The sequence below is a fragment of the Neptuniibacter sp. genome (assembly GCF_024231755.1).
GTDB lineage: Bacteria > Pseudomonadota > Gammaproteobacteria > Pseudomonadales > Balneatricaceae > Neptuniibacter.
Map to the genome: position 1 here is coordinate 22818 of NZ_JAAEQH010000104.1, position 17186 is coordinate 40003.

Annotated in this window: 15 protein-coding genes; all 15 read left to right on the forward strand. The window is 47.3% G+C overall.

The annotated features are described in order from the left end of the window. Positions 1-5: 5 nt before the first annotated feature. A complete protein-coding gene (locus GY843_RS04775) occupies positions 6-6002 on the forward strand; it encodes a DUF4214 domain-containing protein (RefSeq protein ID WP_297307044.1) in 5997 nt (1998 codons plus the stop codon). After that, positions 5999-6904 (forward strand): hypothetical protein, encoded by a 906-nt coding sequence (locus GY843_RS04780; protein WP_297307046.1) that lies wholly within the window; start codon positions 5999-6001, stop codon positions 6902-6904. The genes GY843_RS04775 and GY843_RS04780 overlap by 4 nt, the downstream gene beginning before the upstream one ends. Further along, a complete protein-coding gene (locus GY843_RS04785) occupies positions 6904-7617 on the forward strand; it encodes a hypothetical protein (RefSeq protein ID WP_297307048.1) in 714 nt (237 codons plus the stop codon). The genes GY843_RS04780 and GY843_RS04785 overlap by 1 nt, the downstream gene beginning before the upstream one ends. Beyond that, positions 7617-8927 carry a hypothetical protein gene (locus GY843_RS04790; protein ID WP_297307051.1) on the forward strand — a complete coding sequence of 437 codons (1311 nt, stop codon included), beginning with the start codon at positions 7617-7619 and terminating at the stop codon, positions 8925-8927. The genes GY843_RS04785 and GY843_RS04790 overlap by 1 nt, the downstream gene beginning before the upstream one ends. Further along, complete coding sequence (locus GY843_RS04795) at positions 8924-9460, forward strand: hypothetical protein (protein ID WP_297307053.1); 537 nt, start codon at positions 8924-8926, stop codon at positions 9458-9460. The genes GY843_RS04790 and GY843_RS04795 overlap by 4 nt, the downstream gene beginning before the upstream one ends. Positions 9461-9467: 7 nt before the next feature. Continuing rightward, positions 9468-9860 carry a hypothetical protein gene (locus tag GY843_RS04800; protein WP_297307055.1) on the forward strand — a complete coding sequence of 131 codons (393 nt, stop codon included), beginning with the start codon at positions 9468-9470 and terminating at the stop codon, positions 9858-9860. A 42-nt stretch (positions 9861-9902) separates the two neighbouring features. Continuing rightward, the gene (locus tag GY843_RS04805; protein WP_297307057.1) at positions 9903-10268 is read left to right on the forward strand and encodes a S24 family peptidase; all 366 of its coding nucleotides are present in this window, start codon (positions 9903-9905) and stop codon (positions 10266-10268) included. 405 nt (positions 10269-10673) lie between these two features. Continuing rightward, positions 10674-10907, forward strand: coding sequence for an acyl carrier protein (gene acpP / locus GY843_RS04810; RefSeq protein ID WP_007019607.1), 234 nt, complete (start codon positions 10674-10676; stop codon positions 10905-10907). 195 nt (positions 10908-11102) lie between these two features. Next, the gene (fabF, locus tag GY843_RS04815) at positions 11103-12341 is read left to right on the forward strand and encodes a beta-ketoacyl-ACP synthase II (RefSeq protein WP_297307061.1); all 1239 of its coding nucleotides are present in this window, start codon (positions 11103-11105) and stop codon (positions 12339-12341) included. Positions 12342-12364: 23 nt separating this feature from the next. After that, complete coding sequence (pabC, locus tag GY843_RS04820) at positions 12365-13198, forward strand: aminodeoxychorismate lyase (RefSeq protein WP_297307063.1); 834 nt, start codon at positions 12365-12367, stop codon at positions 13196-13198. Next, complete coding sequence (mltG, locus tag GY843_RS04825) at positions 13195-14220, forward strand: endolytic transglycosylase MltG (RefSeq protein WP_297307066.1); 1026 nt, start codon at positions 13195-13197, stop codon at positions 14218-14220. Before pabC ends, mltG begins: the two co-directional genes overlap by 4 nt. A gap of 19 nt (positions 14221-14239) precedes the next feature. Then, complete coding sequence (gene tmk / locus GY843_RS04830; RefSeq protein WP_297307068.1) at positions 14240-14875, forward strand: dTMP kinase; 636 nt, start codon at positions 14240-14242, stop codon at positions 14873-14875. Positions 14876-14877: 2 nt separating this feature from the next. Then, a complete protein-coding gene (locus tag GY843_RS04835) occupies positions 14878-15873 on the forward strand; it encodes a DNA polymerase III subunit delta' (RefSeq protein WP_297307070.1) in 996 nt (331 codons plus the stop codon). A gap of 16 nt (positions 15874-15889) precedes the next feature. Next, positions 15890-16240, forward strand: a complete 351-nt coding sequence (locus tag GY843_RS04840; protein ID WP_297307072.1) for a PilZ domain-containing protein — start codon at positions 15890-15892, stop codon at positions 16238-16240. A 98-nt stretch (positions 16241-16338) separates the two neighbouring features. Next, positions 16339-17118 carry a TatD family hydrolase gene (locus GY843_RS04845; RefSeq protein ID WP_297307074.1) on the forward strand — a complete coding sequence of 260 codons (780 nt, stop codon included), beginning with the start codon at positions 16339-16341 and terminating at the stop codon, positions 17116-17118. Positions 17119-17186: the final 68 nt, after the last annotated feature.

Genomic DNA, 17186 nt, shown 5'->3' on the forward strand with positions numbered 1-17186 from the left:
TTTTGATGGCTAAAACATACTCAACAGGCCTGATTATAACGGGTGACTCTAAAGGTGCGGTGAAAGCAACCGAGCTAACGAGTGACTCTCTCAAAAAACTGGGGAAACAAGCCAAAACAACCAAAAGAGATGTTGGCGATTTCGAAAAAGCATTAGGGACTGCAGCCCATAAAGCAACTGCATGGGGTGTTGGAATTGCGGCAGCAGCCGTTTCTACTGAGAGCTTTTTCCGTCAGTTTGATGAAGTTGACAAAATCCATAAGCTAAATTTGCGAATGGATGCCAGCACAGAGGCGTTATCAGCTTACCAGTACGTTGCTGATCTATCAGGAACCACTATTCAGCAACTTTCTCTAGCCTGGCAGCGCCAGACACGCCGTATTTCGGAAGCATCTGCGGGTTACGGTGAAGCAAGAAGCTCCCTGCAGGAACTAGGTCTTGAAGCTGATCAATTAAAAGCTTTAGCGCCAGAAGAACAATTTTATGCGATCGCCACAGCTCTCGAGAAAGTAGGGGATAAGTCCGACCGTCTAAGGCTGGCAAATAAGATCTTTGATAGTGAAGGCGCTGCGGCTGCGCTACAGATTATCAATCAGGGCACAGATGCCATTGATGGCATGATCGCAAAAGCCCATGAGCTGAATGTAGTTATCAGTCAGGATCAGGCTAACGCCATTGCTGATTATAACGATGCTGTTACTGGGCTTTCTTATGCTTGGGACGGTGTAAATAAACAGCTTGCATATTTTGTTGCAGAGTCTTCAACAGGAGCGCTAAATGATTTTGCTGAAGTTCTGGCAACTTCTGCTGACGCAGCGGAGTATCTTGATGATGTAATGGCGCTGTCTGCTATAGCAGTAGCCAGTAAATATACACCTGCGCTCTTTGCAAAAACCAAAGCTAGAGTAGCTGATACGCTTGCGATCCGTGCCGCTGTTGTTTCTGAGTATAAATTAGCCAAGGCGCTGGCTGATAGCACAGCAGCGGATTTGGCAAAATCACAGGCTTCAGCTAAATCTGCTACAACTCAGCTCGCCTTAATGAAGGCCAGTGTTCAGCTTACAGCTGCAGAAAACGCTGCAACGGCAGCGAAAGACCGGCTAACTGCTGCAACATCTCGTTATAATGCTGTGGCGATAACTGGCGCTAGCGTAGCCACTAGACTAAATTCCGCAATGGCCTTTATGGGTGGCCCTGTTGGGGTTGCTATGCTTGCAGCGGGTGCAATTTCATATTTTGCGCTCACTGCAGACGGTGCGAAAGAGCCGGTTGATGTTCTCCGTCGACACACTGACGGATTGGGTGAATCACTTGATAATTTAAGCAAAAAAAGAGCTGAAGCTGATCTGATAGGTCTTAAAGACCAGCTTGATGAAATAGAATTCAAGCATCGAGCTGTTGCTGCTCGAATTGAGACGCTTCAAGGTCTTCAGGCTAATGGTTGGATTAAGCCAGAACAGCAGAATGAATTAATCCTAAAGCTTGCAGAAGAAGAAAAGTTACAGGCCAAATTAAATCAAGGTCTGGAGTTACAAGGAAAGCTTCGTGCAATCATTACCGGTGAATTCAAGAAGTCTACTGTTGCGACAGATGAGCAGGGGCAGGCTACCGGTAGATTAACGGTCGCCGACGAAAAGCGACTAGAGCAGATGGCTGCTCAGGTTACTCAGCTCGAAAAGCTCAGACAAGAAAAAGAATGGTTATTATCCAAAGAGCCGGAGAACGAAAAGCAGCAAAAGCTTATAGCTAAGGCGATAGAAAACAAAAACCGCCAGATTGCAGAAGAAGAAAAACGCCTCAAAACAAAAGTAGAGAAAAACAAAGAGTTACTACCGCAACTTGAGGAAGAGTTGCGCCTAATGAAACTCTCTGAACGCGAGCGATTCATTGAAAACCAATTGCGTGGTGCCTCGGCTACTGAGATGGCTAAACAGGGAGACCAGCTCCGCGAGTTACTGGGCATAATGTATGATGAGCAGCAACGCCTTAAGGATATTGAGGAAGCTGCGAAGGAAGCAGAAAAAGCTGCTGATCCATTCGCTGACGCCTGGGAAGAGTCTACAAAACGCATTGATGAGGCGTTTGCTAACGCTTGGGAAGGTGCGTTCGATTCCTTTGAAGATTTCGGCGATGCGCTACTAGATTCCTTTAAAAAGACCTGGGCTGAGATGGCGCACCTTGCCATGACGAAGCCAATCACTCTAAACATGCAGGCCGAAATGGAGCGGTCTGGGGGTGGTTTATCTGGAATGCTTTCTAGTAGCGCTGTAGGCCTAGATAGCTTTACCAGCTACTTTAACCCTTCTTCCGGCAGCATTACTAGAATGGTAAACAGTGTTGCTGGAGATTTCGGGTATGGCTGGGCCCCGGACGGCATGGGGCCTCCTACTCTGATAGACCCAAATAGCGCAACGGCTGGCGCTCTTAACTCGTTGGGTGCGGGTTTCTCTGCTTATGGCTTTGCTCAGGAACATGGCGTTCTGGGCGGTGTTGCTGGTGGTGCGGCCAGTACAGCTATTGCCGGTGGCATTGGTGGCTTAGCTTCTGGTGCGGGCTTTATGTCTGGCGCTAGTGGTGCGCTAGCAGGCTTAGGCCCTATGGGCTGGGCTGCCATCGGTGTTGGTGCTTTGCTTGGCGGCATGGGCGGCGGTGAAACCCGCTCTGGCCAACGCTACCTATATGACCCGGAAGAGGGCATTCGGATTAGCAAAACCCCATCTGGCGGACCGATTGCTAAAGATGAGATGACGGTAGCGGTCCAATCGACCATTGATAATCTGAATCGTCTGCTCGAAACGCTGGGCTCAACCGCTCATGTTGAATACCTAAAGGCTGAGCTGAAGACGTCAGAGAAAGGCCGTGGCGGTGTCCAAGTTCTTGGTGAGCTTTCAACAGGGGAGTCATTTGGCGAGCGTTACTTTGAAGATGGTACTTCTCACTCTCTTAGCAGTGAAGAGGCGGTAAAATTCTTCATTGAGGATCTACACCAAGCCACGATTCAAGGCTTGCAAGCGGCTGATATTGGCGGTGCTGTTGGGGAGTATTTGGCAGGCATTGCCGATCCTGAAACGCTCGGCCTTGCAGAAACACAGGTCATCGTTGATTACATCACCGGCTTTACAAAAGTTAATGAAGCGCTGGAAACCGGCTCCTCTCTATTCGACTTCCTACCGGGTAATGTTGATGATGCCGTAGCTGCGATCAGCGGTTTCTCTCTTGAAGGTGAGGCATTAACAAGTACCTTTGCCCGTGTTACTGCTGCATATTCTGGCCTGCTAACTGAGCAGGATCTAAATATCCTGCGCATTAACGAAAGCCGTCAGGCTATTGATGAATTTAACAGCACATTCGATGCGTCTATCAGCTCAGCTGATCAGCTTAAAGATTTTGCGCTGGGTCTGGACCTTACAACAGAATCAGGCAGAGAAGCTTTTGCCGCGGTAACCGCGCTGGCCCCAGCCATTGTCGATTATGAAAACCGTACTGGGCAACTTCGTGACACGATCACATCTTTCTATACCGACATCTTGGGTCGTGAGCCTGATACTGAAGGGCTAGAGCTTTGGCTGAATGCTGTTGCTGAAGGCACGTTCACGCTGGAAGAGGCGGCAGAAGCTTTTGCAAATTCAGAGGAAGCAGCTAGAAACGCTTTCAATGTCATCCAAGGGGATGCTGAGGCATTTGCGCAGAGCCTGGCAGATCAAAACCTGCAGGACTCGCTCTCTGAATACGATAAGGCGGTTAATGCTCTCGATACTTGGTATCAGGAGCAGCTTGAAGCATTCAACGGCTTTATTGATGCTGGCGCCACCTTTGCTGGTGGCTCTGAAGCTGTACTGGCTAACCTCGATGCCATCTTTGAGCGCGATCTGGCAGAGATTGAAGGGCGCTTCAGTGAATTTAGTGATGCGGTCGATGAGACTACCGATGCTATTACTGACAACACAGCAGATCTACAGGCTGCCGCCAGCGAGCGACTGCGCCTAGAGAATCAACTGCTTCAGCTTCAGGGTGATACCGAGGAGATTCGTAAACGTCAGCGCGATGCGCTTGATGAATCCAATCGGGCAATCTTCGATAAAATCACAGCACTTGAGGATCTACAGGCTGCAACAGCAGCTGCCGAGCAAACTGAAAGGGAGCTAGCATCCCAGCGCGAGGCGATCGCTTCAGAGCGTTATAACCTGGAAACGCAACTGCTACAGCTGCAGGGTGATATAACCGCGCTACAGGAACGTGAAAAGAATGCGCTGGATGAATCTAACCATTCCCTCTATGAGCAAATTAAAGCCCTAGAAAAACTGCAGGAAGAGGCTGAAGCAGCTGCCGCTGCAGAACAAGCGCTAGCTTCAAAGCTGGAAGCCATTGCTTCCGAGCGTTACAGCCTGGAAACTCAACTGCTACAGCTTCAGGGCAATATTACTGAGCTTCGTAAGCGTGAGCGTGACACTCTTGATGAATCTAATCAGAAGATCTTTGATCAGATCACTGCGTTAGAGGATTTGCAGGCAGAAACTGCTGCGGCTGAACAGGCTGAAAGAGACCTAGCATCTCAGCGCGAGGCGATCGCTTCCGAGCGCTATAGCCTTGAAACCCGGCTGTTGCAGTTGCAGGGCAATCTCGTTGCTTTGCAGGAGCGTGAGAAGGCCGCGCTAGATGAGTCTAATCATTCTCTATACGAGCAGATCAAAGCATTGGAGGCCCAGCAAGCAGCAGCTGAGATTGCCGCTCAAGAGCAACAGGATGCAGCAGACGCTATAGCGAAGGCTGAGCAGGAACTGGCTGATAAGCGCCAAGCTATCGCTTCAGAGAAGTATAACCTTGAAGGCCGCCTTCTAGAACTACAGGGCAACCTCGTAGCGCTCCAGGAGCGAGAGAAGGCAGCGATTGATGAATCAAACCACTCACTTTACGAGCAGATCAAAGCTTTAGAGGCTCAGCAAGAAGCTGCTGAAGCAGCTGCGAAGATTGAGAGCGATCTGGCTGCCAAACGAAATGCTATTGCATCAGAGCGTTATAACCTGGAAGGACAGCTTCTCGAGTTATTAGGCGATGAGGTTGCACTACGAGAGCGCCAAAAGGCCGCAATCGATGAATCTAACTATGCCTTATTCGATCAAATTGTAGCCCTTGAAAGCAAAAAGGCTGCAGATGCATTGGAGCTGCAAAGACAGCAGGAAGTAGAGGCGCAAAAGCAACAGCTACAGCAGGAAGCTAATGCTCAAGCTTTGGAGGCAGAGCGCCAACTTGCTGCACTCAGAGAGGCGACTGCAGCGGAGCGTTATGGCCTAGAGACACAGTTACTTCAGGCGCAGGGCAACATTACAGCGCTGCGCAGAAGAGAAATGGAAGCGTTGGCACCTGCCAACCGTGCGCTGTATCAGCAGATCAAAGCTCTGGAAGATCAAAAAACAGCTTCTGAGGAAGCTGCGGCTTCTAGTCGTAGCTTGATCGATGAGATTTACAGACTACGCGGGTTATCAGGTGGTGCCGAGGCTCTTGGCGTTGATTTCCTATCATCTCAATTTGAATCTGCTACCGCCGCCGCGAGGGCTGGGGATCTCGATGCTTTAGCCGACCTACCTTCAATTAGCCAATCGCTTGAAGCGGCAGCCGCTGCTTCGGCTTCAACAGCTTTAGATGTTCAACGCATGAACGCTTGGCTGGCGAATAGCATGGCCCAGACATTGAGCACCAGAGGGATAGAGGTTCCTCAGTTTGCGTCAGGTGGTAACCATCAAGGCGGCTGGCGAATCGTAGGCGAGCGAGGGTGGGAGCTAGAGCATACCGGCGCCTCCCAAATCATCAATCACAACGACTCAATGAAAATGCTTGATAACCGTGAAGTGGTTGCTGAGTTGAGAGGGCTGCGAGCTGAGGTCGAAAGCCTGCGTGCAGAGAATAAGGGGCTTCAATACACCATTGCCAAGAACACCGGCAAGGTCGTTAAGAAGCTTAATCAATTTGATGCAGAAGGAATGCCAGAGGTGCGTGCTTCATGAAGTATATCCAGCCTATAGAAATCACTGACGCTGAGCTGGTAGATAGTAATGTTCTCGAAGATGATTACGCCGTTTACGATCCGGGGACTCCATACAGTACCGGTGCCAGAGTAATTAGCCTGGTCACACATACCGTTTATGAGTCCTCCGGTGATGGCAATCAGGGCAACGACCCAGACGATAGAGCCAACAATGCGGTCCTGTGGACGGTTGTTTCAGCAACCAATCGCTGGAAAGTGTTTGATAAAAAATTAGCGGACCAGACGACAAACGCAGGCAGTATTACTTATGAAATCACGCCGGGCAAGATCGTAAATGCTATCGCGTTTTTTAATGTAGAAGCGTCTTCCATCAACGTGCGAATAACTGACCCTACGGACGGGGAAATTTATAACGAAACATACAGCCTGAGCGACAACTCAGGGGTGACTGACTGGTATACCTACTTCTTCACTCCTACTGAGAAAGTTGCAGAGGTTGTGGCTTTCGATCTGCCTAGTTACTCAACTCAAACAATTTTTATCACTCTTTCCGTTCCCGCTGGTGATGTGTCAGTAGGGGAAATAGTGCTTGGGGCTCAAAAAACAATAGGCGGTGCAGTGTTCGGAAGCGGCATCGGCATTGTTGATTACTCTCGAAAGGAGCGTGATGACTTTGGCAACGCCGTAATAGTTGAGCGTGGTTACTCCCAGACCTCTAGCTATGACGTTTCAATTGAAACTAAGAACGTGCGGCATATTCAGCGGCAGTTAGGCAGGCTCAGGGCTAAACCACTTGTATGGAGTGGCACAGATGATGGGGGCTATGGATTGCTTATCTATGGCTATTTCACAGATTTTGATATTCAGCTGTCCGGGCCACTTTTCTCGGACTGTTCAATTGAAGTAGAGGGTTTGACCTAATGAGCTCAACTATCGACCAGTTACCGGCTGCTCCACAGCGGTCAGATGATCCGGATTTATTCGCATCTAAATCAGATGCTTTTGTCGCCGCATTAACCCAATTTGTAACACAGGCGAATACTCTAGCGGCTAATGTGAATCTCGCAGCTGCCGCACCCGGGATGTCTGCCACCAGTACAACATCCCTAACGGTTGGTACTGGAGCTCAATCCCTAACTGTAGAAACCGGGAAGCAGTTTGTGCCAGGAATGAGTGTGGTCATAGCGTTCAGCGCTGACACGACTAACCGCATGGTCGGCACTGTGCAGAGCTATAACGACAGCACAGGTGCTTTAGATGTTGATATCACCCTCGTAGAAGGCAGCGGTACGCATGCTGATTGGGTGATTAGTCTCACCATTGCAATAGATGTTTCATTGTTCGCTCTTGCTACAGAAAAGGAATACATAGCTAGCGGCACAGGCGAGGCCTTTGATAGATCTAAAGGGTCTGTCTGGGTTTACACAATGACAGGTAATGCAGTGTTTCCTGACTCGTTAAGTAACGGCCAAAGCCTCACTCTTAACTTAAAGGGCACAGGATGGAGCTTTGCTCCTCCCCCGGGCTCAGTGTGGGTGAATATCGCAGATGCTGCATTGACCGGAAATGACCTGATCGTTGTCACCAAGATGAACGACCTATTGATATTGAATTACTGTGGAGCGTTACCATAATGCTAGCTCGTAGAATGCTATTAAGCGGAGGCGGTGGGCCGTCTCCATACTGGATAGGGAAATACGGTACAGCGGGGATTACGTGGTCAATCGATATTGATATAGCTGGAGGAATTGAAGCCGTATCATATGATGGCGGCACCTCTTGTGAGGTGGCTGTTTTTCAGGAAGGTGTGCTGGTCGACCAAACAGGTATGAATACTAGTTTGGTTAGCACCAATGATCGGGTTGGAGTTAATGTCAATCAAGGGAAGCTTGTTGTCTCAAGGCGTTTATCAAGCAATGTTTCCCATTATGTAATCAATCCAGATTACACTGAAATTATGCGGATATTTTCTGGTGATGGAGCGGGTTACTACAACGCGCATATAACCAGCGGGGGTGGAATGATAGGGCTAACAGCAAGCCCAACTAGTAACGCGCACGCGCTTTATTACGTTACTGACATTGGAAGCCCAAGTGCCGCCTGGATATTTAACTTAGGTTTTGCTAATTGGTTAGAGCCTCACACGGTTATTTTTGAGGATGATGGTACTCACCTATATGTTGTAGGTATTAACAGTGCAGCCAACGACTACCTAACAGTTATGAAGATTGATCCAAGCTCGCCTTCTATTGTTTGGCAGCGGAAGATTACAGTCTCATCATCTGACATGACCGATGTTAAGCCGACCATTCATATTGATGCTTCCGGCAATGTTATTGTGGGGTATTACTGTAATACGGACCTTTGCTTATCAAAGTGGAACTCTTCAGGTATCCATCAATGGAGCAAATACTTCAATTATGCTGCTCAGGGTTTCGCAAAGTCCTCAGTGTACAACTCTGCACCATGGGCGATTACAGATAGTTATGCTTATTGCCTGTGGCCGCACACATCCGATAAGAAAAAATGCCTTCTTTTCTGCTTTGATATTTCGAACGCGCCGACCGGGATAGAGTGGGTTAAAACCTTAACAAATACAGAGGCTAATGCTGACTGCACAAATGCAGTTGCAATAGATGCATCTGATGAGGTTGTCCGTGGCGCTTACTACAACACCGCAACAGCGGGATCGCATTATATATTATTCAATCTTTCAGCAGCGAATGATGGTGAAGATGATGGGGCTGTAAATGGCGTGACTGTTTCTTCTGCAGCTAGTGCCTCAATCAATATGGGTAATTTAAGTATGACCGAATCTGTTGATGTCACAACGTTTAGTGATATTTCAGGCTCGGCATCAGGCTTGGTTGATGGTACTTCCGGGCTGTCTACAAACTCTAATTTAGTTAATGATACTTGGAACGCAACGGAGATATTGGGATGACTTGGTATTTAAACGACAATCCAATTAATGACCGAAAGCTTCGAGAAGCAGTTGCTCCGACTCTGCTGCCTAAAACACTAACCGATCAGCACTACTTAGAAGCTGGTGCAAAGAAACTGGTTGAGACAGATGCGCCGCCTCATAATCCTGACACTCAACGGATCTTTTTAGAGGTGATGAAGGTCGATGGAAATCCAACACAAGTGTGGCAGGTTGAAGATATCCCTCAGAGTGAGCTGGAAGAGCAAGCGGAAGCTGATTTTTATGCCTTTGCAGCTTCTGTTAAGAATGAGTGTGAACGACGTATTTTCAAAGTAGCTAGCGCGAATACGCAGCAGACTCTGAATATGCACGCAACACTTGGCAATCTATCCGAAGAGCAGATGACAGTGCTAAGAGCGGGCATGGCATGGATTGATTCATGCGTGGCCAAAAGCCGAGCTCTTGTGGCTAATAAGGTCGCCGATTATCAGGACGATAAACACTGGCCGGCCCCTACTCAGGAAATGATTGATCTGGCGAATACATACTAGGTTTGTTATGCCCTGGCTTTATCAGATAGATAAGGACTTCACATACAGACACCCGGCGTTAGAAGGTATCGAATACCGTAACGAGTGGTGCTGTATTGAGGGCGGAGCCTTAACGATTAAAAGGGGCTATGCCCATGATGGCTGCAGTCCTAAATTCGATATATTGGGGCTGGTGGTTTTAGGCGTCCCGGATGGGCGTTCGCATCTTGGAAAGCCGATTACTCATGACGCTTCTTTGGTGCATGATGTGTTCTGTCAATTCAGGGATGAAATACCAATCTCAAAAGCTAATACGGTCCAGATCTTTAGGGATATGCTGGATGAGCCAGGCTTTAAATTGGCTTGGGTTTATTCTGCTTTTGTAGACTCCTTCGGCCCCCAAGACTTTCAAATAAAATAAAACTCCATAATAATTAGCTGTATATGCGTACAGGTTTTGATTATGAAATTTATTGCTTCCCCAGAAAATAGAGCTGATCTGAACGAAATCACAAACTGTCAGCATTTCACCGTTTATATGTTTACTGCTAGCGGTCCAGCAATGGAAAGGGCAGGTATATTCAACGGTGATTTGTTGGTCGTAGATCGCGCTCTTGAGCCACAGAATAATGATGTGGTCGTAGCTGCAGTAGACGGTGAATTTGTAGTTCGCCGCCTGCAGCTCAACCCTGATTTGCTCCTTCCTGATTGTGACAATAACCACTATCCACCCATCGTTCCGGAGACGACTCAATACGGTCATGATGTGACTTATTTGGGGATATTTGGTGTGGTTACTAACTCTGTTCATAGGTTCAGAAATGACTAAACCGGTACGTATTGAACAGTACGTATAGCCTCGTTTAAGGGACTGTCACTAAAATTAGCTTGACCTGTAACAATAAAAGCCCATAATCCCCGCCCCAAAAGTGGGACAACTTAAGCGTAAATCATTGATTTCCTTAGTCCCAAAAACAACATATAACCAATGGGTATATATACAGGAATTTGGCAGCAACTCTTTGATAAGAAAGAGGATTTCTGGGTTTAAATGTGTGTATATGGGGTAAAACCCTGTCGAAGGAATTGTTTTTTTCTTCGAATTGTTGATAATGTGCCGTCAGGTAGAGAATGAACTTTGCTTCTCAGCTTGATTTTGCTGGGTGGCTTTATATAAAATTTCTTTCCGCGTACCAGACAGGTATGTGGTGTTAATAAGAAGATAGGAAGAGATATGAGCAACATTGAAGAGCGCGTAAAGAAGATCATCGCTGAACAGCTGGGTGTTAAAGAAGAAGAAGTAACTCAGGAAGCTTCTTTCGTTGAAGATCTGGGCGCTGACTCACTGGACACAGTTGAGCTGGTAATGGCTCTGGAAGAAGAATTCGAAACTGAAATTCCAGACGAAGAAGCTGAAAAAATCACTACAGTTCAGCTGGCAATCGATTACATCAACGCTCACCAGTAATCGAACCGAGCAAGTATTTCTGACAAGCCGCCTATCTTTGGATAGAGCGGCTTTTCTTTTGCCTGTAATCCGGAAAGCAGCGAATAATCCTTATGTTTTCTCAGTGGGTTACACAACGGCGCATTAGACTTGTTCGCAGGTTCCCTAGTAAAATTGTAGCCTCCCATCTGTGTTATCTGTTTATGGAGATTTTCAATGGCACGTAGACGTGTAGTTGTTACCGGGCTTGGTATGGTAAGTCCTATCGGTAATACAGTAGCTGAAACATGGGATCAGCTACTGGCAGGGAAAAGCGGTGCTGCTGCAATCACCCATTTCGAGGCGGAGCCATTTGCTACTCGTTTTTCATCATCGGTTAAAAACTTTGATGTAACCCAGTACATGAGCGCTAAGGATGCGCGCAAAATGGATCTGTTTATCCAGTATGGCTATGCTGCTGCGGTTCAGGCGGTTGAAGATTCCGGTATCGAAGTCACTGATGAAAATGCTCCGCGCATCGGCTGTGCTATTGGCTCCGGTATCGGCGGATTACCAATGATCGAGAAAAACGTCGACATTTTGGCCAAATCAGGCCCGCGCCGTGTTTCTCCATTCTTTGTGCCTGGTAGTATCATCAACATGATTGCAGGTAATCTGGCGATTAAGTATGGCTTCAAAGGGCCGAATATCGCTATTACTACTGCTTGTACAACCGGTACACACAATATTGGCCAGGCGATGCGGATGATTCAGTATGGGGATGCTGATGTGATGTTGGCCGGCGGGGCTGAGATGGCGACTACGCCTCTAGGCATTGCTGGTTTCTCCGCTGCGCGCGCACTGTCTACACGTAATGATGATCCAGAAGCAGCAAGTCGGCCCTGGGACAAAGATCGCGATGGTTTTGTTTTGGGTGATGGAGCCGGCATTCTGGTAATTGAAGAATATGAGCATGCTAAAGCTCGTGGTGCAGAAATCTACTGCGAATTGACCGGCTTTGGCATGAGTGATGATGCTTACCATATGACTGCCCCTCCTGAATCAGGAGAGGGTGCAGCACTTTCTATGTCCAATGCGATGAAAGATGCTGCTATCGAAAGTAGCAAGGTTCACTATATCAATGCTCATGGTACTTCGACCCCAGCAGGGGATATTGCGGAGTCCAATGCTGCGAAACAGGTGCTGGGTTCAGCTGCTGATAGTGTACGTATGAGTTCAACCAAATCTATGATCGGGCATTTGTTAGGCGCAGCGGGTGCAGTCGAAGCGATCTTCTGTGTGCAGGCCATCAAAAATCAGGTTGCGCCTCCAACGATCAATCTGGATAACCCTTCTGAAGGCTGTGATCTTAACTACGTTCCGCATACTCCTCAGGAGTGCCTGATTGAAGCTGCTATGTCCAATTCCTTTGGTTTCGGTGGTACAAACGGCACATTGTTGTTTGAGAAGCTCTGAACGAGGCTGTAAAGCATACTGGTATGAAGCGTGTTTGGGTCAACGGTATTGAGACTGATGAGCTCTCTGTCTACGACAGGGCGTTTAGCTATGGCGATGGTCTATTTGAAACAATAAGGGTTGAGCGGGGTGAAGCTCAGCTTCTTAATGCCCATCTTCAGCGGCTGAAGCTGGGACTTGAGCGATTACGTTTTCCTGCCCAGGCTTTTGATCTGGTTTTGTCAGATCTTGAACAGCTTCCTCTTAAAGGTGATAGCGTGCTTAAGCTTGTTATCACACGGGGGCAGGGTGAAAGGGGCTATGCGCTGCCTCAACAGGCAAATATCACTCGTGTAATGATGTTGGCCCCGTTGAGTGATTTTTCTTCTCAAGCAGAGAATGGAGTTCATGCGTGCGTCTGTGAATATCAGATGGCTCTAAATCCAGCCCTTGCGCAGATAAAGCACCTAAACCGTCTTGAGCAGGTTATGGCACGTAGCGAATGGCAGGGGACAGACCAGTTTGCTGAAGGTCTGGTTACGGATCGAGAAGGTTATCTTGTTGAAGGAACAATGAGTAATCTGTTCTGGGTTAAGGATTCAGTGGTTTATACGCCTTCTCTTGATCGCTGTGGGGTAAAAGGCGTGATGCGCGATCATCTTATCCAGCTGATTCAACTACAGGGTTATGAGCTTTCAGAGGGTTTATACAAACCTGATGTGTTGGGCTGTGCTGATGAATTATTTATCTGCAACAGCTTGATAGAGGTTTGGCCTGTAGTGTCTGTTACTGCATCAGAGGATAGAGTGCAGGGTTATCCGATTGGCGCTGTTACTAAGAAGTTACAGCAGTTACTGCAACAGGAAAAACATCATTGAAGAAGTTTCTTATCGCGTTTGGCGTTCTTGCGACTGTATCAGGCATTGCAGCTGGTTGGTTTTGGAACGATTATCAAACTTATTTGAAAACCCCTCTTTCAATTACTGAGGATCAGGTCTTTGAGGTTGAAAAAGGCAGCCGTTTCAATAAGGTGCTATCAAAACTTAAAGAGAAAGACGGTACTGTAAACGATCTTTATTTAAAGCTTTATGCGCGTCATTCGAAGCTGGCATCGAAGATCAAGGCGGGTGAGTACATGCTGAAACAGGGCATGACTCCGGTTGCTTTTCTGAAGCTGATTACTTCGGGGCGCTCCATCAGTTACAACTTCACTATTGTCGAAGGCAGTACTTTTAAACAGCTGAAAGCATCACTTCTTGCCGCGAAGAATTTAAAAAATGATATCGCTGATCTCTCTGATACCGAGCTGCTAAAAAAACTTGGTATTGAATACAAACATACAGAGGGTGTTTTTCTAGCTGAGACCTACAGCTATGAGCGAAATAGTAATATCTCAACACTGTTATCTCGCGCGCATAAAATGCTGAAGCAGGAATTAGACGCAAAGTGGCAGGAGCGCCAGAAAGATCTTCCTTATAAAAATCCCTACGAGAGCCTGATTATGGCTTCTATCGTGGAGAAGGAGACTGGCCGTGCGGTTGAGCGTCCTATTATCTCCGGCGTGTTTGTGCGACGCCTGGAGAAACGGATGCGATTACAGACGGACCCAACTGTTATCTACGGTATGGGTGATGCGTATAAAGGAAACATCCGTCGTTCAGATCTGCGTAAACCGACACCTTACAATACTTATGTGATACCCGCTTTGCCGCCAACACCTATCGCGATGGTTGGTCGTGAAGCTATCCATGCGGCGCTCAACCCTACGGACGGAAAGGCGCTGTACTTCGTTGCAAAGGGGGATGGTAGTCACTATTTCTCAGCAACGCTGAGAGAACATAATAACGCGGTGAAAAAGTATCAGTTAACCCGTCGTAAAGACTATCGTTCATCGCCGTAGCTGCATATGATTGGATGCTATGAATAAAACAGAACAAGGCCGCTTCATTACCGTCGAAGGAACCGAAGGGGTTGGCAAATCAACAAATATTGATTTCCTTTGCAATCTGCTAAATCAGCAGGGGATCGAAGTTGTATTGACCCGAGAGCCCGGTGGTACTCCTCTGGCTGAAGAGTTGCGTGAGCTGTTATTGAGCCCGCGAGAAGAAAAAGTAAGCCAGGACACTGAGCTGTTGTTGATGTTCGCTGCTAGAGCGCAGCATATCGAGAATGTGATTCGCCCGGCGTTAGAGCGTGGTGCATGGGTGATCAGTGATCGTTTTACGGATGCGACATTCGCTTATCAGGGTGGTGGGCGTGGTGTAGATATGGAAAATATCCGTACACTTGAAACACTGGTACAACACGGTTTGCATCCTGATATGACCCTGCTGCTGGATCTGCCTGTCGAGATCGGTTTGCAACGTGCATCTGCCAGAAGTGAACCTGACCGCTTTGAGCGTGAGAAGCTGGATTTCTTTGAGAAGGTGAGACAGGCCTATCTGCAGCGGGCAGAACAAGAGCCAGGTCGGTTTGCTGTGATAGATGCATCTAAAGATATTCCTGCAGTACAACAGCAGATCTCTGATGCTGTTAAACAATTTTTAAGTATTTAGCCATGTCTGAATTGATTGCTGCATATCCATGGTTTACTGAGCGTTTTCAGCATTTAGCTAAGCTTCATGCGGATAAGCGACTGCCTCATGCGTTGCTAATTAATGGCATGTCAGGAATTGGTAAAGCTAGTTTTGCCAAATCGTTTGCTCAGTATCTGCTGTGTCAATCTCCAGTAAACGGGCAGAGTTGCGGTCAGTGTAAATCCTGCGAATTAAATGCGGCAGGCAGCCATCCCGATCTGTTTTTATTGTCTCCTGAGGAAGAAGGTAAGCAGCTCAAAGTCGATCAGGTTCGTGCATTAGGTGAGTTCATTTATAGCACTGCTCAGCAAGGTGGTTACAGAGTTGTGGTTATTGAGCCGGCTGATTCCATGAATATTGCCTCGGCTAATGCGCTGCTGAAAATGCTGGAGGAGCCAGGTGCCGATACACTTATCCTGTTGGTGACATCCAAAATGGGGCAGGTGCTACCGACAATTAAAAGTCGCTGTCAGCATGTGGAATGTCCTAATCCTTCTGAAACAGAAGCGATCAATTGGTTAATGGCTGCTACTGATCTGGATCAGGAGCAAGCGCGTAGTATTCTGCATATTAATCGAGGAGCACCAAAAGAAGCCCAAAAGTATATCGATGGCGGCTTGAGCGAGCATCGTGCTCAAGTGATTCGTGGTTTGGCAGATATACTTAAACAGAGGCGGTCTGTGATTGAGGTTGCACAATCGTTGCAGAAGCTGGATTTGGAACTCGTGCTGGGGTGGTTGTATAGCTTGTTGTCTGATGTGGCGCGTTGTGCCGCTTGTGAAGATGCGGATAGTCTACGTCAGGATGATGCTCGTAACATGCTTACTGCAGTTGCGAAAAAAACTGACCCCGTTAAAATCTTCAAGTTAGCTGATAAAGTTCATGAGGAACGCCGGGCGGTGATGCTCCGTCAAAACCCCAATAAGCAACTATTATTGGAATGTGTACTCTTAGAATGGGCTGGATTGCTCAAGTAAGGAGAATCAGGCAGTTATGGTCGCTGTACCACGTTTAAGCCACGGTATATTGTCTTTGACAATCAATACGAAGGAAGAGCTGTATCAGGCTTTTCTTCCTTATATCACCAATGGTGGCCTGTTTATTCCAACGTTGCGTTCTTACCATCTGGGCGAAGAAGTTTTTATGCTGCTTGAGCTGATGGAAGAGGGCGATAAAATTCCTGTTACTGGTAAAGTTATCTGGGTTACACCTAAAGGTGCTCAGGGTGGACGCATTCCCGGTATAGGCATCCAATTGTCACCAGAAGACTCAACGCTAGTAAATAAGATAGAAACCTACCTTGCTGGCGCACTTAACTCTGACCGTAAGACTAATGCCTTGTAAAGTTTAGCTTTGTAAAACTTGGCTTTGTAAAATAAGGTTATCGTAAATCCCATACCTGCCGGTGGCGGGTGTTTTAAGTTTAATTTGTAATTCCCTTTATGTTTATTGATTCCCACTGCCATCTGGACCGGTTAGATCTGTCTCCTTATGAAAATGATTTTGAAGCAATGCTGCAATCTGCCCATGACCGGCAGGTATCAAGTATGCTTTGTGTTTCTATTTCTATGGCGCAGTTTGGCCCTATGTACGAACTGATAGAGCCTCATAAGTCAATTTATGCTTCTGTGGGTGTGCATCCACTGAGTGCTGTGGATGAGCAGGTCAGCGTTGCGGAGCTAGTAGAACAAGCGAGTAAAGACAGAATTGTTGCTATTGGTGAAACCGGTTTGGATTATTTTTATCAGACTGATACACAGGAACAGCAGCAAGAGAGCTTCAAAAATCATCTACTTGCAGCAGGGCAGTTGCAGCTACCAACAATCATCCATACTCGAGATGCTCGGGAAGATACCCTTGCTATGATTAAAGAGTACGGCAACCTGGATTCTGCAGGGGTTTTGCACTGCTTCACCGAAAGTTGGGAGATGGCTAAAGCGGCACTGGATATGAACTATTACATCTCTTTCTCAGGGATCGTTACCTTCAGAAATGCTGCAGAACTGAGAGAAGTGGTTAAACAAGTTCCTCTTGATCGCATTCTTATCGAAACGGATGCGCCTTACTTGGCGCCTGTTCCGCATCGAGGCAAGAAAAATGAACCCAAATATGTGGTTGATGTTGCTCAATGTGTAGCTGACCTCAAAGGTGTCAGTTTGGAGGAGATTGCAGAAATCTCTTCGAAAAACTTTTATAAGTTGTTTAATAGAGCAGTGGGCTGATTATGTTTCTTTACCCGCCTGTAGATTATATAGAACCGGTTTTTCGTCCTCCCAGTGAGGCGAACTCA